This window comes from Kitasatospora sp. NPDC008115 (assembly GCF_042957205.1).
Lineage (GTDB): Bacteria > Actinomycetota > Actinomycetes > Streptomycetales > Streptomycetaceae > Kitasatospora.
Genome location: NZ_JBIBHU010000025.1, coordinates 40,449 through 56,361 on the forward strand (window position 1 = coordinate 40,449; position 15,913 = coordinate 56,361).

A 15,913-nucleotide genomic window follows, 5' to 3' on the forward strand; every position below is an offset into this window, starting at 1 on the left:
GTGCCGGACGGCCGCGCGCCCTCGAACCGACCGCCCCCGTGGACGACAATGGAGTGGCCCACCCGGCCGGGGTGCCCGACCGCACCCGTGCGAGGCTGTCCCGTGGGCCGTACGGCGAGGGTGCCCGGGACCACCGGACCCGGCGCCGGGGAGTTCCACCGGGCCGGGGAGTCCCACCGGGCCCGCCACCGCGCACCACCCACCCGCCGAACCGGACAGCCGGACAGGGAGGACACCGTGCACGACCGTACCGACCAGTTGGCCGACAGCAGATACCTCCTGCTCACCACCTTCGGCGAGGACGGCCGCCAGGTCCGCTCGCAGAGCTGGGTGATCGCCGACGGCACCGCGCTCGGCATCTGGACGCCCGCCCACTCCGGCGAGGCCGAGCGGATCCGCCGCCACCCCAAGGTCCTGGTCGGCCCGTGCGACGCGCACGGGCGCCCGACGGGGCGTCAGCTCCCGGCCCGCGCCGCCGTCTGCGACGAGGACGCCACCGCGCGGTACCGCACGTCGCTGATCAACAAGTACGGGCTCGCGGCCTTCCTGGCCCTCGCCCGCAGCCGGATGCGGCTCGGGCTGGCCGGGACCATCGGGATCCGGATCACGCTCAACGAGCTGGAGCAGCGGCTGATCGGGCCCGAGTGGCAGGTGCCGACCACCTACTGCCCGAACTGAGGCAGGGGGCGGGCCGCACCCGGGGGGTCAGGCCGTGCCGTCGTCCGGTGCGCGGGCGAGGTCCCCCGGCTCGCAGGCCTCCCGGCCGGTGCCGGCGTGCACCACCTTCACCGCGCGGCCCGGACCGCCCGGCACCACCCGCTGTTCCCGCCCGCAGCGCGGGCAGATCAGCGGAATGCGGGACCGGTGGGCGGTCGGGCCGGCAGTGCCGTCCGATGGCGTCACGACAGCGGGTGGGTCGGGACCGGGCTGACCTCCTGGATCTCACCGTGGGCTTTGGTGAGCAGTTGCGAGGCGAGGTCGTTGAGCGCCCGCGCGGCCGCGATCTCCTCGCCGACCCTCAGCTGTTCCGGATCGGAGGGGTGGCGGCTGGTGTCGCCACGCGCGTGCAGTTCCGTGCCGTCCGCCAGTCTCAAGAGGGCGACGGCGGCCGTGTGCGGCCCCTCCTCCCGGAACTCCATCTCGATGTGCCAACCGACAAGAGTCTGCATGGCGGATCACCTCCGGCGGTCGCTTCTCGTCCGGGTTACTCCTCCAGGGTGCGCCGCACCCCCGGTGAACACCAGGGCAGGAGACTTGAACGCGTTCAATCCGGTGCGTAGAGTCGGCCGGGCGAGAAGTGTTTGAACGTGTTCAAGGGAGCGGACCGCCATGGGACGAGGCACCACGGAGCTGGTCGGCCTGCTGGTCCTGCTCGGCATGGGCGCGGTGATCCCGCTCGGCCTCGCCCTGATCGACGAACCCGGCCTCGCCCGGCTGCGCCGCCTCTGGCCGCTCGCCGCCGTCCCCGGCGCGCTCTCGCTCTGGCTGCCGCGCGGCGCGCTCGCCACCGGCAGCGCCACGCTCTACGCGCTCGGCACACTCGCCGTCGCCGCGCACGCCCCGCTCCGGCTGGCCCGCACCCGCTCGCTCGCGCCGCCCGAGATCGCCGTGCTCACCGCGCTGGCGGCGCCGGCGGTGGCCGGGGTCGCCCTGGTCGCGGAGCGCTCCGGGCACCGGCTGTTCGGATTCGACCTCGACATCCTCGCCCTGACCGTCCCCCACTTCCACTACGCCGGGTTCACCGCCGCCCTGGTCGCCGGACTGGTGTGCCGCGCCGTCCCGGACCGCCCGGCCGCACGGTGGGCCGCGCTCAGCGTCCCGGCCGGGACCCTGCTGGTACTGGGCGGCTACTTCGTCGGCGACTGGGCCGAACTCGCCGGGGCCGCCGTCCTCACCGCGGGCATGTGGCTGGTCGGCCTGCTGACCTGGCGCGACCTGCGGGTGCGCGGCACACCCGTACTGCTCGGCGTCTCGGCGGCCGTGCTCGCCGTCACCATGCTGCTCGCCCTCTGGTGGGCGCTCGGCGAGGCCACCGGACTCCCCCACCCCACCCTCGGCTGGATGGCCGCCACCCACGGCGTCGGCAACGCGCTCGGCTTCGCCCTGTGCTCGCTCCTCGCCTGGCGCCGGCTCGCCCCGACCCCGCAGGAGCGCACCCGATGAACGACCTCAACTACCCCGAGGTCGGCGCCAGCACCGACCTCCACACCCCACTGCCCGCCGGCTACCACCACCTCCGCCACCGCGCCCTCGTCGGCCACGGCCGCGCCGCCCTGGACGAGGCCGGGGCCGCCGTCCTGGAGTGGCGGATGCACCGGGCGGCCGGGGTCCGCGTCACCGCCGAGGCGGACCGGGCGGCGGCCGGCGTCGCCGTCCACTGCGCCGTCGGCATCGGCCCGCTGCGGGCCGGCGCCCCGTGCCGGGTGGTCTGGAGCACCACCGACAGCGGGGAGCGCGACCGCCACGGCTTCACCTACGGCACCCGCCGGGGCCACCTCGCGGTGGGCGAGGAGACGTTCATGGTGGAGATGGCGGCGGACGGCGCGGTCTGGTTCACCGTCAACGCGTTCAGCCGCCCCCACCGCTGGTACGCCCACCTCGCCGGCCCCCTCCTCCCCCTCGCCCAACACCACTTCGCCCACCGCTGCGCCCAAACCCTCACCCACCTGGCCACCCCCACGACGCACTAGCGGACCGCCTGGAGTGGGAAGTCGGACCGGCCGACTTCCCACTCCGGCACCGACCGTGGGAACGGCGGAAGTGGCTCCCCCGGCCACAAGCGAAAGGCGAAACCACTCGCCCAGGGGCTCCGCGCGCACGCGAGAGCCGGTAGACGAAGCCCGGAACACCCAGGCACAGCCCCGACACCCGCACAGCAGGTAACCCCACCCACCAACTCCAGGGCACCGGAGAGAGGCCCGCAGGCACGGCCGCAACCGCAGGGCGGCCGGGAAGCCGAACCGGCCGACTCCCCACTCCGACACCGACCGTAAGCCGGCGGAAGTGGCTCCGACGGCCACAAGCGAAAGGCGGAACACTCGCCCAGGGGCTCCGCACGCAGGTGTGGCCGCCCGCCAAGGCCGGGTGGCTCAGGCCAGGGAGAAACCACACGTCCAGGGGGACTGCGGGCAGGGGTGTGGCCCAACTCCCGTGCAGCGAGGGGCCGCAGCGCCGGAGAGGCCGACCGAGGCCCCTGGTGCACGCGACAGGTCGGCCCCCGCGCCCACCCGGCTCCGGGGACACGGGGTACACGCGAAGCCCGTGGGCAGGCCACCCGGGGTTGGTCCCACCGCCCGAGGCCGCGTTTCGCGGGCCGGGTCCGGGGGCGGAGGTGGAGTGGGAAGTCGGCCAGGCCGACTTCCCACTCCGGCCGCCTCATCGAGGCCCGGGCCAGGGCGGAGGAGAGGAGGTCGGACCGGCCGACTTCCTACTCCGGCACCGGCCGTGGGAGCGGCGGGGAGGCGCAGGCGAAGGGTGGGGCCGGCGCCCTTGGGGCTCCTGGCACGGGCGTGGCCAGCATTCGTGCGGCAGGGGGCGTCTGCCGCAGTCAGGACGCGGACGGACCCCGCCCACCGCCTCCGGCCTCACGGGTGTGGGCGCGCGGCGGGCGGGCTCGCCGGAGTTCGGGGCGCGCGGGTGCGTGGCGGGGAGGCCTGCCGGTGGGTGCGCCTGTGGGCAGGGGGGCGGGGGTGGAGTGGGAAGTCGGGTGGGCCGACTTTTCGCTCCGGACGGCTGCTCCGGGGGGCCGGAAGGGGTTGCGGAATAGGGCATGGGGGGTAGCCGTTGTCGGGGGCACATGGCCTTGACCGCCACCACCGGAAGGGCAGGAACCGCGACATGAGCAGCACGGTCGAGCTGACCAAGGAGAACTTCGACGAGATCGTCCCCGGCCCGGACGGCAAGGATTTCGTCTTCATCGACTTCTGGGCGAGCTGGTGCGGCCCGTGCCGGCAGTTCGCGCCGGTGTTCGAGAAGGCTGCCGAGCGTCACTCCGACCTGGTCTTCGCCAAGGTGGACACCGAGGCGCAGCAGGAGCTGGCGGCGGCCTTCGGGATCCAGTCGATCCCCACGCTGGCGATCATCCGCGAGGGGGTGCTGGTCTTCTCGCAGGCCGGTGCGCTGCCCGAGGCGGTGTTCGAGGACCTGATCGGCCAGGCCCGCAAGCTGGACATGGCCGAGGTGAAGCGGAAGGTGGCGGCGGAGCAGGACGGCGGCCCGAAGGCCTGAGGCCCGGCCCGTTCGTCACGGCGAGCCCCCGGGGTTGGTGCACCCGCCCGGGGGCTCGCCGCCGTGTGTCCGGGGCCGTCGGCCGCGTTCAGTCCTCGCCCGCCTCGCTCCAGGTGGTGAGGCGGGCGGCGAGGGCGCGCAGTTCGTCCCGCAGGGCGGCGGGGCGGCGGACGGTGAACGGCACGCCGAGGCCGGCCAGCATCACGGCCATGCCGTCGAGCCGTTCGGCCCGCGCGCGGAAGAGCACGCGTCCGTCGCCGCTCTCGGTGACCGTGCCCGCGATGGGCGGGATGCGGTGGCGGGCCTCGTCGAGGGTGGTCGTGAGGACCACCTCGACCTCGTGCGTCCACGGCACCGAGGCGAGCGACTCCAGCACCCGCTGCACCGGGTCGACGCCGGCGGGCGGCTCGAACCCCTCCTCGCTCAGCTCGACCGCGTGGATCCGGTCCAGCCGGAAGGTCCGCTGCTCGCCGCTGCGGTGGTCCAGCCCCGTGGTGTACCAGCGGCCCGAGTGGAAGACCAGCCCGTACGGGTCGAACGCGCGCTCGCTGGGCGCACCGGTGCGGTCCCGGTAGTCGAGCCGGACGCGGCGCTGTCGGCGGGCCGCCTCGGCGAGCGTGAACAGCGCGGACGCGGCCGGGCTGGGTCCGACGGCGGGCGCGGCGGTCAGGCCGAGGGTCTGTTCGACGGCCGCGACCCGCTCGCGCAGCTGCGGCGGCAGCACCCGCTGGATCTTGGCGAGCGCCGACTCCCCGGCCTGCTCCCCCACCGACATCCCGGACCGCCGCCCGGCCAGCAGGCCGAGCACCACGGAGGCGGCCTCGTCACCGGTGAGCATCAGCGGCGGCAGCCGGTAGCCCGGCATCAGGCGGTAGCCGCCGTACCGGCCCCGCTCCGCGCGGACGGGGATGCCGAGGTCGGCGAGCCGGGCGGCGTACCTGCGCACGGTGCGGACGTCGACCTCCAGCCGGGCGGCGAGTTCCGCGCCGGTGAGGCCGGGCCGGGCCTGGAGGAGTTCGAGCAGCGCGAGGGTTCGGCTGACCGGGTGCTCCACGGGTTGCGCTCCTTGGTCGACAAGCCGGCTTATCCGGTCGAGTTCTGTCCTCATTTGATTCTAGGGTCGGAGTCGACGACGGGCTGCCGGGTGACGTTCCCGGCACCCCAGGACACTCCAGGAGAGGACCGCCCTCATGAGCACCTTCGTACTCGTTCCCGGTTTCTGGCTCGGCGGCTGGGCCTGGGACGCGGTGGCCGAACCGCTGCGCGCCGCGGGCCACATCGTGCACGCGGTGACCCTGCCCGGGCTGGCCGAACGCGCCGACGAGGCCTCGCCGGAGACCGGCGCGCAGGCCCACATCGACGATCTGACCGACCTGCTGGTCCGCGAGGACCTCCGGGACGTGGTCCTGGTGGCGCACAGCGGCGGCACCGTCGCCGTGAGCGGCGCGGCCGACCGGGTGCCGGAGCGGATCCGCCGGGTGGTCTGGGTCGACTCCGGCCCGATGGCCGACGGCGTCGCGATCGGCGACCTGTGGGACCCCGCCTACCGCGCCGCGCTGGAGGACTCGCTGGTCGACGGCTGGCGGCTGCCGCTGCCCACCTGGGAGGTGCTGGCCTCGGGCGGCGCCGACACGGCGGGGATCGACGAGGCGGGCCTGGCCCGGTTCCGGGAACTGGCGACCGACCAGCCGGGCCGCACCTTCTCCGAGCCGGTGCGGCTGACCGACGGGGCGGCGAAGCTGCCGAAGGGCCTGGTCTCCTGCTCGATCCCGCTGGCGCAGGTGAGGGAGATGATCGCCGCCGGGCACCCGTACTTCGCCGCGCTCGGCGGGCCGGAGTGGGAGCTGCGCGAGGTGCCGACGGGGCACTGGCCGATGTTCTCCCGGCCGGCCGAAACGGCGGCGGTGCTGGCCGAGTTGGCGTCCGTCGAGTAGCGGGCCCGCGGGAGCGGGGCGCAGCCGAACGCGCGGACCGGTGCTTCGCCCGCGTGTTCGGCTGCGCCTGGCGGGCGGGGCGGCGCAGGATGGGCACGGCACCACGGCACACCCGCGAGAGCACGGAGGAAGACGGATGACCACTCCCCAGTCCACCGCCCCCGAGGAGTACGACGTCATCGTGGTCGGCGCCGGACCGACCGGCGAGAACGTGGCCGACCGGACGGCCGCCGCCGGGCTGCGCACCGTGATCGTGGAGAGCGAGCTGGTCGGCGGCGAGTGCTCGTACTGGGCCTGCATGCCGAGCAAGGCGCTGCTGCGCCCGGTGGCCGCGCTGGCCGACGCCCGCGCGGTGGCCGGTTCCCGGGAGGCGGTCGGCGGCGGCGCCCTGGACCCGGCGGCGGTGCTCGCCCGGCGCGACTCCTTCACCTCGCACTGGCAGGACGACGGTCAGGTGCAGTGGCTGCGCGACACCGGCATCGAGCTGGTCCGCGGCCACGGCCGGCTGGCCGGCGAGCGGCAGGTGACGGTCGAGTCGGAGGACGGCGGCGAGCGGCTGCTGGTGGCCCGGCACGCCGTGGCGATCTGCACCGGCAGCCGGCCGGTGCTGCCGAAGGACGTCCCCGGGCTGGCCGAGGCGCGGCCTTGGACCAACCGGGAGGCGACCGGCTCGCCCACCGTCCCCCGCCGGCTGGCGGTGGTCGGCGGCGGTGTGGTCGGGGTGGAGCTGGCCACCGCCTGGCGGGCGCTCGGCTCGCAGGTGACGCTGCTGGTGCGCGGCGGCGGGCTGCTGCCCCGGATGGAGCCGTTCGCCGGTGAGCTGGTCGCGGACGGCCTGCGGACGGCGGGGGTGGACGTCCGGTTCGGGAGCGAGGTCGCCTCGCTGGAGCGGCGGGCTGCGGACGGCACGTCCGGCGGTGCGACGGAAGGCGCGTCCTCCGAGGTCACGCTGGTGCTGGGCGACGGGCAGCGGCTGACCGTCGACGAGGTGCTGTACGCGACCGGGCGCGCCCCGCGCACCGCGGACGTCGGCCTGGAGCAGGTCGGCCTGCACCCCGGTGACTGGCTCGACGTGGACGACAGCTGCACCGTGCTCGGGGTCGAGGGCGACTGGCTGTACGCGGCCGGGGACGTCAACCACCGGGCGCTGCTCACCCACCAGGGCAAGTACCAGGCGCGGATCACCGGCGCCGCCATCGTCGCGCGCGCCGAGGGGCGCCCGCTGGACACCGCGCGCTGGGGCGCGCACGCCGCGTCCGCCGACAGCGCGGGCGCGCCGCAGGTCGTGTTCACGCACCCGGAGGTCGCCGCCGTCGGCCTGACCCTGGACGCCGCCGAGCGGGCCGGCCTGCGGGTCAAGGCCATCGACCAGGACCTCGGCGCGGTCGCCGGCGCCTCGCTCTACGGCGACGACTACAAGGGCCGGGCCCGGGTGGTCTTCGACCTGGACCGGGGGGTGCTGGTCGGCGCGTCGTTCGTCGGGCCCGGCGTCTCCGAACTGCTGCACTCTGCGACCGTCGCGGTGGTCGGCGAGGTGCCGATCGACCGGCTCTGGCACGCGGTGCCCGCCTACCCGACGATCAGCGAGGTGTGGCTGCGGCTGCTGGAGGGCTGCCGGGGCTGACCCCCGCCCTTGCCCGCGGGCCGCCCACCGGTTTCCGGCGGGCGGCCCGGTGCCCGGCGCGGCGAGATGTGGCGGGGGTCCGACGGCGGGACACTGGCCCGAGGAGGGGGTGTCCGGGCGGGGCCGTTTTCGCCGAGCAGGTGGTGTGTGGCAATGAGCGAAGTGCTGTTGGCCGTCGGGACCGAGAAGGGCCTCTTCCTCGGACGCAGCCGCGACCGGTTGAACTGGGAGTTCAGCGGGCCGCACTTCCGGATGAACGCGATCTACTCCGTCGCGATCGACCGCAGGGACCGCGCGAACGGCGGGCCCCGGCACGACGGCGGCGTCCGGCTGCTGGTGGGTGCCGACAGCAGCCACTGGGGCCCGTCGGTCTGGCACTCCGACGACCTCGGCGCCACCTGGGTCGAGCCGGCCACCCCGGCGATCCGCTTCCCCGAGCACACCGGCGCCTCGCTCACCCGGGTCTGGCAGCTCCAGCCGGCCGGCCCCGAGGCCCCCGGCGTCGTGTACGCGGGCACCGAACCGGCCGCGCTGTTCCGCTCCGAGGACGGCGGCGAGAGCTTCGCCCTGGTCGAGCCGCTCTGGAACCACCCGCAACGCGGCGAGTGGGGCGCCGGCTACGGCGGCCAGGGCCTGCACACGGTCCTCAGCGACCCGCGCGACCCGGAGCGGCTGCTGATCGCCGTCTCCAGCGGCGGCGTCTACCGCAGCAAGGACGGCGGCGGCAGCTGGGAGCCGTCCAACAGCGGCCTGCGGGCCGAGTTCCTCCCGGAGGAGAGCCAGTACCCCGAGTTCGGCCAGTGCGTGCACAAGGTCGCCCGGGACGCCGTCAACCCGGACCGGCTCTACCTGCAGAACCACGGCGGCGTCTACCGCAGCGACGACGCCGGTGCGAGCTGGCGTTCGATCGCCGACGGGCTGCCCGCCGACTTCGGCTTCGCGATCGCCGCCCATCCCCGGCGCGCCGACACCGCGTACGTGTTCCCGCTCGGTGGGGCCGACGACCGGATCCCGCCCGGCCGGCGCTGCCGGGTGTTCCGCACGAACGACGCCGGTGACAGCTGGCAGGCACTGGCCGAGGGCCTGCCGGGCGAGGACCACTACGGCATCGTGCTGCGCGACGCGCTGCGCACCGACGACGTCGAGCCGGCCGGCATCTACTTCGGCACCCGGACCGGCGACGTCTACGCGAGCCACGACGAGGGCGAGCACTGGGCGTTGCTGGTCTCCCACCTGCCGGACGTCCTCTGCGTCCGGGCGGCCGTGATCGCGGACTGAGGCAGGCCCGGGGGCGGCGGGGCCGGAGCGGCGGCGGGCTCAGGTGTCGTACTCGCCGTCCCACGGGGCGTGGAAGCCGAGGTTGTCGGGGTAGAGCTCGGCCCAGTCGTCCTCGGCCGCGTCCTCGCCGTGCCGCTCGACGACCAGGCCGAAGAGGCAGTCGTCGACGTGCACGGCGAAGGACGCGATCGCGATGTCCCCGAACTCCCGCTCCGGCAGGGCGTCCAGCCACTCCCGCAACCGGTCGTCGGCTGCGTGGGCGGCCCCGGGCAGCCCTCCGGGCACCGCTTCGATCCGGGAATCGAGGTGGCGGCCCGCCTCGTCGAAGCGGTGCAGCACGGCGAAGCAGCGGTGGCTCTCCGGGGCCGCCGCCATCCCGCCGGGTGCGGCGTAGGCGACGGAGGCGAAGAACTGGCCGCCCCGGAAGCGGCCGATGGTGTCGGTGCGGTAGCCGGGTTCGTACGCGATCGGGATGACCTCGGGGACGCTCATACCCGGACACGGTAGGCCCGGGTACCGACAACCACGCGCTCAGGGCGGGGTGGGTGAAGCCCTGCGCCGAGAGCGCGACCGGATGGAACGCGTCGACCGGGCCGATCCGGTTGATCCGAACGAATCGTTCACCGAGCATGGCCGGGGACAGGGTGCGCCGAGGGGTGCGCCGACGCGCGATGATCGGACAAGCGGAGTGGCTCAGAAGGAACCTGACTGGCAGTACGGCTACGGGGCCGACGGCGTCGCCCTCGTGCGGTACGGACTGGGGGAACGGGAGGGGCGCCCCTGGGCGGACCTGCTGGAGGTGGTCGACCCGCGCGCCGACCTGGCCACCCAGGTCGCGTACGTGCGGGCGGAGATGGCGGGCTGGGTGGTCTCCGGACCGGTCGGCCTCGGCCAGGAGCTGGTGCGGCAGGGGGCGGCGGTGCTGCGCCACGGCCACAGCATGCAGCGCGAACTCACCGATCCGCCGGCCGGGGGCTGGGAGGCCTGGGCGGGAGCCCCGCTGCGGGACGGGTTCCGCGCCGTTCCGTGCGACCGCGCGGCCGCCGCGCTCGTCCCGGCCACGCTGGCCGCCTTCGGACCCGGCCACCCCGACCACCGCCCGGATGAGCGCGAGGACGACCAGCACGCGCTGCAGCGGCTCGCCGAACTGCTCGCCGGGCAGGTCATAGGACCACTGCTGCCGTTCAGCGCCCTGGTCGTGAACGCCGCCGACCGGGTGGTGGCCGGAGCCGTCCTGACCGACTGGGACGGGCTGCCCTGGATCGCGAGCGTGTTCCGCGACCCGGCGCTCGGCTACCCCGGCCTCGGCCGCGACCTGCTGCGCCGCACCGTCGGTGCCGTCGCCCTCGCGGGCGGGACGCGAATCGGGCTGGCGGTGACCGAGGGCAACACGGCCCGACGGCTGTACGAGGAGATGGGCTTCACCGTGACCGCCACGTCCCTGACGGTCGTCGTCCCCTGAACCATCACCGGGCGCCGTCCTGGAGCCGGCCCTCAGGGGCGGGCCAGCTCCAGGACGGCTATCCCGGCGAGCACGGCCGCGCTCGCCGCCATCCGCAGCCGCCCCAGGCGTTCGCGGAAGACCAGGGTGGCGATCAGTGCGGCGATCACGATGCTGGTCTCGCGCAGGGCGGCGATGGTCGCGAGGTCGCCCCGGGACTGCGCCCAGACCACCAGCCCGTAGGCGGTCAGCGAGAGCACCCCGCCGAGCAGCCCGAACGGGACCGCCGGGCCGGCCCCCACCAGCAGACTCCGGCCCCGGCGCGCCCAGGCGATCAGCGCCAGCAGCGGCCCCTGCAGCAGGAACAGCCAGGCGACGTAGCCGCCGACCGTGCCCGCGTACCGCACCCCGCCGCCGTCCGCGACCGTGTACCCGGCGATCATCACCCCGGTGCCGAGGGCCGCCGCGAGCGCGGGCAGTTGGGCCCGGCCCGGGATGCCGTGGGCGAAGGCCAGTCCGGCCAGGCCGCAGGAGATGACGGCCACCCCGAGCAGTTCCCCGGCACCGAGCCGGTCGCCGAGCACGGTGACCGACAGGGCCGCGACCAGCAGGGGCGCCGACCCGCGCGCGAGCGGGTACATCTGCCCGAAGTCCCCCAGCCGGTAGGCGCGCAGGAGGAGCAGCTGGGAGGTCACCTGCAACACCACCGAGGTGATCAGGTACGGCCAGGCCGCGGCCGCCGGAAGCGGGTTGAGCAGCACCAGGACCAGCGCACAGGCGGTGTACGAGAGGTTGATCAGCGTGAAGCCGACCAGCTTGTCCTGGATCCGGTGCGCCAGCCCGTTCCAGACCGCGTGCAGCACGGCGGCGGCCAGGACGGCCACGGGGACCGTGGCGGGAACGGCGGCGGGCATGGCGGGACTCCCCTCCGACGGGCGGCGAGGGGTCGGCGGAACACCGGCCCCGGAATCGGGTTCCACGGTACACTGATTCCATGGAAGAGCATTCCGAATTCTCCCCGCTGGAGTCCCAGCTGGCCGCGCACATCCGCGCCCGGCTCGGCGACCTGCGCGGCAGCGAGGCCCGGGTGGCCCAGGTGGTCCTCACCCGGGGCGCCGACCTGGTCGGCCTCAGCGTGAGCGATGTCGCCGAGCTGGCCGGGACGGCCCCCTCCTCGGTGGTCCGCGCCTGCCAGCGGCTCGGCTTCCGGGGCTACCAGGAGCTCAAGATCGCCGCCGTCCGGCAGGCCCCGGCCCCCGCGCCCGGCCCCGCCGACAGCGGGGACCCGGCCGCCCGGGCGCTCGCCGACACCGTCCGCGCCGCCCGCGAGGCGCTCGACGGGATCACCACCACCCTGTCCCCGGACCGGCTGCGGGCGGCGGCCGAGGCGCTGGACGCCGCCGACCACGTGCTGGTCCTCGGCGCGGGCCTGTCCGGCGCGGTGGTCCTGGACGCCGCGTACCGGCTGCGCGCGCTGGGCCTGCGCGCCGACGCCCCCGCCGACCCGATCACCGCCCGGCTGGCCGCCGCCCAACTTCCGCCCACCGCCGCGTGCCTGGCCGTCAGCCACACCGGCGCCACCCGCACCGTGGTGGACGCCGCCCGCCACGCCCGCGGCAACGGCGCCACCGTGATCGCGCTGACCGGCTACGCCCGCTCGCCACTGGTCGACACCGCCACCCACGCCCTGGTCGCCGGCGGCCAGGACCTCGTCTTCGGCCTGGAGACCACCGCCAGCCGGATCGCCCACCTGACGGTGCTGGACGCCCTCACCCTGACCCTGCTCGCGCTGCGCGGCGAACCGGCCGAGCGCGCCCTGCGCCTGTCGGCGGACGTGACGGCCGACCACGCGTACTGACGCCCGTGCGCCGGCCGTGGACGGCCGGATCCGCGCTTCCCTTCCGCCCCGGCGCCCCATCGCACCGCCACCGTCCCGCCCGTCCAGCCGGTGAAACGGCGGAGAGGGCCGTCGGTCGCGGTGTGTAGGCTCGCGGGCATGGCAAGGGTGACGCGGGACGACGTGGCGAGGGCGGCGGGGACGTCGACTGCGGTCGTGAGTTATGTGATCAACGACGGGCCGCGGCCGGTGGCGGCCGCGACGCGGGCCCGGGTGCTCGCCGCCGTCGAGCAGCTGGGGTACCGGCCGAACCGGGTCGCGCAGGCGATGGCCCGGCGGCGCACCGACCTCATCGGCATGGTCGTGCCGGACGCCCGCCAGCCCTTCTTCGCCGAGCTCGCGCACACCGTGGAGCGCGCCGCCGCCGAGCGCGGCCGGCTGCTGCTGATCGGCAACTCCGACTACGCGGACGAGCGCGAGGCCCACTACATCCGTGCCTTCCTCGGCATGCAGGTGGACGGCCTGATCCTGGTGACCCAGGACCCGTCCGTCCCTGGTGTCGCCGGTGTGGACGCCCCCGACGGGACGCCCGTCGTACTGCTGCACCACCGCGCCGAGACCGAGCGCGGGATCGCGGTGGTCGCGGACGACGAGGGCGGCGCCCGCGAGGTCGTCCGTCACCTGCTCGGCCACGGGCACGCCGAGGTGCACTGCTTCGGCGGCACCTTCGCGCTCAGCCCGAGCGACCCGGTCACCGTCCGCACCGCCGGCTGGGCCGCCGCGCTCACCGAGGCCGGCCTGGCCACCGAGGGCCGGTTGACCCCGGCACCGTTCGACCGCGTGCGGGCGCACCGGGAGGCGCTCGCGCTGCTGGCGCGCGCCGACCGGCCGTCCGCCGTCTTCTGCGCCACCGACGACCAGGCGATCGGCCTGCTGCGGGCCGCCGACGACCTGGGCATCCGGGTGCCGGAGGACCTCGCGGTGGCCGGGTTCGACGACATCGCCGAGGCGGTGATCGCCGGACCGCCGCTGACCAGCGTGGCCACCGCCCAGGCGGAGATGGCGCGGGCCGCCGTCGACCTGGTGCTGAGTGCGGGCGCCGACGGGGAGTCGGCGCCCGCAGCCGGGGCCCGGACGTTCCCGGCCCGGATGGTGCTCCGCCGCTCCTGCGGCTGCGCCGGGGACTGACGGAGGCGGCTCGGGCTGCGCGGCCGGGGACGGGGACGGGTCGGGACGCGGCTCAGGCGTCGCCCGAACCGCCCGGCGGCGGGCCTGCCATGAGGTGCAGGTTCTCGTGGCCGTCGGGGGCGAGCATCCGGTCGTGGTTGAACGCGGCGATCCCGGCCCAGAAGGCGCCCCGCTCGAACATCGCCTTCTCGTAACCGGCGAGGGCGGCGTCCAGGGCGTCCGGGCCGCCGGGCCCCTCGGCCCTGGCCAGCACCGGGGCCACGGCGAGGGCGAGTTCGGCGGCGTCCCACATCGCGAGGTTGACGCCCTGACCGGCGAACGGCGACATCAGGTGCGCCGCGTCGCCGACCAGGGTGACGCCCGGGCGGCGCGGCCAGGTCAGGCCGACCGGCAGCTTCTCCAGCCGCTGGGTGCGCAACGTTTCGTCGCAGGCGGCCAGGACGGCGCGGAACTCCGGTGCCCAGTCGGCGAAGTGGCGGGCCACGGCGCTGCGGGTGCGTTCCGGCTCCCGCTCGGAGAGGCCGGCCACCGTCAGCCAGTCCTCGGGGCAGCGGAAGAATGCGTAGATCCGGATCCGGCCGTCGCTGTTGCGCTGGAGGACCAGGCCCTTGTTGTCGTGGAAGGCGAACAGGCTGCCGTGGCCGACGGCGGCCGCCGCCCCGGGAGCGGTGCGGTCGGCGTCGGGGATGCCGAGTTCGACCAGGCTGACGCCGGTGTAGTGGGGCTCGGCGGCGGTGAGCAGCGGGCGGACCCGGGAGTGGGCGCCCTCCGCTCCGACGAGCAGGTCGCAGGTCTCGACGGCGCCGCCGGCGAAGTGCAGCCGGTGCCTGCCGTCGCCGAGCGGTTCGGCGCGCTCCAGGCGGTGGCCCCAGCGGACGGCGGCCGGGTCGAGCGCGTCGAGGAGCAGGTCGCGCAGGTCGCCGCGGTCGATCTCGGGGCGCCCGGACCGGCCGTCCGCACCGTCCTCGTCGCCCGCGCCCGGGGTGAGGCCGGTCTCGAAGGTGACGTGCGCGGTGCCGTGCTTGTCGACGACCCGGAAGTCCTCGCCCTCGGGCCTGGCCTTCGCCCGGAACCCCTCGGTCAGCCGCGCCTCCTGGATCGCGCGCCGGCCGGTGTCGCCGTGCAGGTCGAGGGTGCCGCCCTGGCCCCGGACGTCCCGGCCGGCCTCGCGCTCGTACACGGTGGCGGCGATGCCGCGCACCCGCAGGATCCTGGCGAGGGTGAGGCCGGCGGGACCGGCGCCGATGACGGCGATCCGCGGGGTGTCCGGTGTGCCGTCCTTCGTGGGGTCCGTCGTCGCTCCGGTCATGCTGCGCCGTGCTCCTTCCGGGACGGGGAGGCCTTCCGGCCGTGACGCCGCCCCAGTCTGCTCGGCCGGGCGCGCGGGCAGTAGACCGGAATCGGACGGCGTGCGACCGCCCGGTCCCGCCCGGTCGGATCCCGGCCCGGTCAGATCCCGGCCCGGGTGAACCGGCGGAAGACGACGGCCACGACGACGATGGTGAGCGCCAACAGTATTCCGGTCTCGACGAGTTGGATCGGGATGAAGTGCGACACCGGGTGGTACCGCCCCCAGAAGGACGGCGCCGCGTTGCAGACCTCGAAGGCACTCGCACAGTCGGCGACCGTCATCCTGGTGCCGTCCGCCAGCTCCGCCCCCTGCTCCAACAGCCAGGCGTTGTGGGGCTGGTAGAAGCCGCCCAGGTTGAAGCGGCGTGACTGGACCTCCTCGACCACCGGCCAGAGGTGCGGCCGCAGCGCGATCATCGCCGCGTGGGCGAGGGCCATCGCCGCACCGCTCGCCAGCACGGCGGCGACGGTGCGCCGCAGCAACTGGCCGATGAGCACGCCCAGCGCCAGGCCGAACAGCGGCCAGGCGACGGGGACCACGCCGAGCACGGGGTAGGTGAACCCCTGGAACGGCGGGTCGAAGGCCCCCCGGCTGTTCAGGATGTCCGACCACCACACCCAACTGGTCAGCCCGGACAGCACGGTGGACAGCAGCAGCACGACGGCGCCCGGGACGGCGAGCCGGGCGGCCAGCCAGCGGGCCGGGCCGACGGACTGCGCCAGCACCAGCCGCAGGGTGCCGCGCTCGTACTCCTGGGCGAGCAGCGGACCGCCGAGGAAGGCGCCGAGCAGCACCGGGACGGCGGCGATGGCCGGCTGCAGGCCGTCCGTGAAGATCCGGGTCAGCAGACCGAGCCGGCGGTACTGCTCCCGGCACGCGGGATTCCAGTCCATCGCGTCGTAGCAGCCGCTCTGCTTCATCAGCCCGGTCTGGTCCTGGATGAGGAAGTGCAGGGCGACCAGGAGCAGTGCGGCGAGGATCGCCGGAATGGCCATCACCCTTATCTGCAAGCGACTCTGACGCCAAGCCAGCC

17 protein-coding genes are annotated in these 15,913 nt (G+C 75.3%); 10 read left to right on the top strand and 7 right to left on the bottom strand.

What is annotated here, in order from left to right:
- The first annotated feature begins 237 nt into the window (after positions 1–237).
- Positions 238–678, top strand: a complete 441-nt coding sequence (locus ACFZBX_RS27720) for a PPOX class F420-dependent oxidoreductase (RefSeq protein WP_391536509.1) — start codon at positions 238–240, stop codon at positions 676–678.
- Positions 679–705: 27 nt separating this feature from the next.
- Here the strand turns inward: ACFZBX_RS27720 and ACFZBX_RS27725 are convergent, their stop codons facing one another.
- Together ACFZBX_RS27725 and ACFZBX_RS27730 are read right to left on the bottom strand one after the other, a co-directional pair.
- Positions 706–903 (bottom strand): hypothetical protein, encoded by a 198-nt coding sequence (locus ACFZBX_RS27725; RefSeq protein ID WP_380752578.1) that lies wholly within the window; start codon positions 901–903, stop codon positions 706–708.
- Positions 900–1,169, bottom strand: coding sequence for a DUF1876 domain-containing protein (locus ACFZBX_RS27730; protein WP_391536510.1), 270 nt, complete (start codon positions 1,167–1,169; stop codon positions 900–902). The genes ACFZBX_RS27725 and ACFZBX_RS27730 overlap by 4 nt, the downstream gene beginning before the upstream one ends.
- Before the next feature lie 160 nt (positions 1,170–1,329).
- On the opposite strand from ACFZBX_RS27730, the gene ACFZBX_RS27735 reads away from it, so the two are divergent.
- The 3 genes from ACFZBX_RS27735 to trxA all read left to right on the top strand — a co-directional run bounded on the left by ACFZBX_RS27735 (position 1,330) and on the right by trxA (position 4,227).
- On the top strand, positions 1,330–2,163 hold the full coding sequence (locus ACFZBX_RS27735) for a YndJ family protein (RefSeq protein WP_391536511.1): 834 nt from the start codon (positions 1,330–1,332) through the stop codon (positions 2,161–2,163).
- The gene (locus tag ACFZBX_RS27740; RefSeq protein WP_391536512.1) at positions 2,160–2,690 is read left to right on the top strand and encodes a DUF1990 domain-containing protein; all 531 of its coding nucleotides are present in this window, start codon (positions 2,160–2,162) and stop codon (positions 2,688–2,690) included. The genes ACFZBX_RS27735 and ACFZBX_RS27740 overlap by 4 nt, the downstream gene beginning before the upstream one ends.
- 1,147 nt (positions 2,691–3,837) lie before the next feature.
- Positions 3,838–4,227, top strand: coding sequence for a thioredoxin (trxA, locus tag ACFZBX_RS27745; RefSeq protein ID WP_391536513.1), 390 nt, complete (start codon positions 3,838–3,840; stop codon positions 4,225–4,227).
- Between the two features lie 88 nt (positions 4,228–4,315).
- Here trxA and ACFZBX_RS27750 read toward each other — a convergent pair whose 3' ends face one another.
- Entirely contained in the window at positions 4,316–5,281 is a 966-nt protein-coding gene (locus tag ACFZBX_RS27750) for a helix-turn-helix transcriptional regulator (RefSeq protein WP_391536514.1), read from the bottom strand.
- Positions 5,282–5,417: 136 nt separating this feature from the next.
- On the opposite strand from ACFZBX_RS27750, the gene ACFZBX_RS27755 reads away from it, so the two are divergent.
- The 3 genes from ACFZBX_RS27755 to ACFZBX_RS27765 all read left to right on the top strand — a co-directional run bounded on the left by ACFZBX_RS27755 (position 5,418) and on the right by ACFZBX_RS27765 (position 9,063).
- A complete protein-coding gene (locus ACFZBX_RS27755) occupies positions 5,418–6,161 on the top strand; it encodes an alpha/beta fold hydrolase (protein WP_391536515.1) in 744 nt (247 codons plus the stop codon).
- 136 nt (positions 6,162–6,297) lie between these two features.
- Positions 6,298–7,785, top strand: coding sequence for a dihydrolipoyl dehydrogenase family protein (locus ACFZBX_RS27760; protein ID WP_391536516.1), 1,488 nt, complete (start codon positions 6,298–6,300; stop codon positions 7,783–7,785).
- Between the two features lie 153 nt (positions 7,786–7,938).
- The gene (locus tag ACFZBX_RS27765) at positions 7,939–9,063 is read left to right on the top strand and encodes a WD40/YVTN/BNR-like repeat-containing protein (RefSeq protein WP_391536517.1); all 1,125 of its coding nucleotides are present in this window, start codon (positions 7,939–7,941) and stop codon (positions 9,061–9,063) included.
- 39 nt (positions 9,064–9,102) lie between these two features.
- Here the strand turns inward: ACFZBX_RS27765 and ACFZBX_RS27770 are convergent, their stop codons facing one another.
- Positions 9,103–9,555 (bottom strand): hypothetical protein, encoded by a 453-nt coding sequence (locus tag ACFZBX_RS27770; RefSeq protein WP_391536518.1) that lies wholly within the window; start codon positions 9,553–9,555, stop codon positions 9,103–9,105.
- A gap of 196 nt (positions 9,556–9,751) precedes the next feature.
- Here ACFZBX_RS27770 and ACFZBX_RS27775 point away from each other — a divergent pair, with 196 nt between their 5' ends.
- Positions 9,752–10,525 (top strand): GNAT family N-acetyltransferase, encoded by a 774-nt coding sequence (locus ACFZBX_RS27775; RefSeq protein WP_391536519.1) that lies wholly within the window; start codon positions 9,752–9,754, stop codon positions 10,523–10,525.
- A gap of 32 nt (positions 10,526–10,557) precedes the next feature.
- Here the strand turns inward: ACFZBX_RS27775 and ACFZBX_RS27780 are convergent, their stop codons facing one another.
- A complete protein-coding gene (locus ACFZBX_RS27780) occupies positions 10,558–11,418 on the bottom strand; it encodes an EamA family transporter (protein ID WP_391536520.1) in 861 nt (286 codons plus the stop codon).
- An 80-nt stretch (positions 11,419–11,498) separates the two neighbouring features.
- Here ACFZBX_RS27780 and ACFZBX_RS27785 point away from each other — a divergent pair, with 80 nt between their 5' ends.
- Both ACFZBX_RS27785 and ACFZBX_RS27790 read left to right on the top strand, forming a co-directional pair.
- Positions 11,499–12,362, top strand: coding sequence for a MurR/RpiR family transcriptional regulator (locus ACFZBX_RS27785; protein ID WP_391536521.1), 864 nt, complete (start codon positions 11,499–11,501; stop codon positions 12,360–12,362).
- A 138-nt stretch (positions 12,363–12,500) separates the two neighbouring features.
- Positions 12,501–13,529, top strand: a complete 1,029-nt coding sequence (locus ACFZBX_RS27790) for a LacI family DNA-binding transcriptional regulator (RefSeq protein WP_391536522.1) — start codon at positions 12,501–12,503, stop codon at positions 13,527–13,529.
- 52 nt (positions 13,530–13,581) lie between these two features.
- On the opposite strand, the gene ACFZBX_RS27795 is transcribed toward ACFZBX_RS27790, so the two are convergent.
- Both ACFZBX_RS27795 and ACFZBX_RS27800 read right to left on the bottom strand, forming a co-directional pair.
- Positions 13,582–14,838, bottom strand: a complete 1,257-nt coding sequence (locus ACFZBX_RS27795; protein ID WP_391536523.1) for an FAD-dependent oxidoreductase — start codon at positions 14,836–14,838, stop codon at positions 13,582–13,584.
- A gap of 140 nt (positions 14,839–14,978) precedes the next feature.
- Positions 14,979–15,875, bottom strand: coding sequence for an ABC transporter permease subunit (locus ACFZBX_RS27800; RefSeq protein ID WP_391536524.1), 897 nt, complete (start codon positions 15,873–15,875; stop codon positions 14,979–14,981).
- Positions 15,876–15,913: the final 38 nt, after the last annotated feature.

Bases quoted from the DNA above. Each gene is read 5' to 3' on its own strand.
- ACFZBX_RS27785 (WP_391536521.1), top strand. From the start codon at position 11,499: ATGGAAGAGCATTCCGAATTCTCCCCGCTGGAGTCCCAGCTGGCCGCG.
- ACFZBX_RS27735 (WP_391536511.1), top strand. From the start codon at position 1,330: ATGGGACGAGGCACCACGGAGCTGGTCGGCCTGCTGGTCCTGCTCGGC.
- ACFZBX_RS27765 (WP_391536517.1), top strand. From the start codon at position 7,939: ATGAGCGAAGTGCTGTTGGCCGTCGGGACCGAGAAGGGCCTCTTCCTC.
- ACFZBX_RS27740 (WP_391536512.1), top strand. From the start codon at position 2,160: ATGAACGACCTCAACTACCCCGAGGTCGGCGCCAGCACCGACCTCCAC.
- ACFZBX_RS27770 (WP_391536518.1), bottom strand. From the start codon at position 9,555: ATGAGCGTCCCCGAGGTCATCCCGATCGCGTACGAACCCGGCTACCGC.
- ACFZBX_RS27760 (WP_391536516.1), top strand. From the start codon at position 6,298: ATGACCACTCCCCAGTCCACCGCCCCCGAGGAGTACGACGTCATCGTG.
- ACFZBX_RS27780 (WP_391536520.1), bottom strand. From the start codon at position 11,418: ATGCCCGCCGCCGTTCCCGCCACGGTCCCCGTGGCCGTCCTGGCCGCC.
- ACFZBX_RS27790 (WP_391536522.1), top strand. From the start codon at position 12,501: ATGGCAAGGGTGACGCGGGACGACGTGGCGAGGGCGGCGGGGACGTCG.
- ACFZBX_RS27800 (WP_391536524.1), bottom strand. From the start codon at position 15,875: ATGGCCATTCCGGCGATCCTCGCCGCACTGCTCCTGGTCGCCCTGCAC.
- ACFZBX_RS27730 (WP_391536510.1), bottom strand. From the start codon at position 1,169: ATGCAGACTCTTGTCGGTTGGCACATCGAGATGGAGTTCCGGGAGGAG.
- trxA (WP_391536513.1), top strand. From the start codon at position 3,838: ATGAGCAGCACGGTCGAGCTGACCAAGGAGAACTTCGACGAGATCGTC.
- ACFZBX_RS27755 (WP_391536515.1), top strand. From the start codon at position 5,418: ATGAGCACCTTCGTACTCGTTCCCGGTTTCTGGCTCGGCGGCTGGGCC.
- ACFZBX_RS27795 (WP_391536523.1), bottom strand. From the start codon at position 14,838: ATGACCGGAGCGACGACGGACCCCACGAAGGACGGCACACCGGACACC.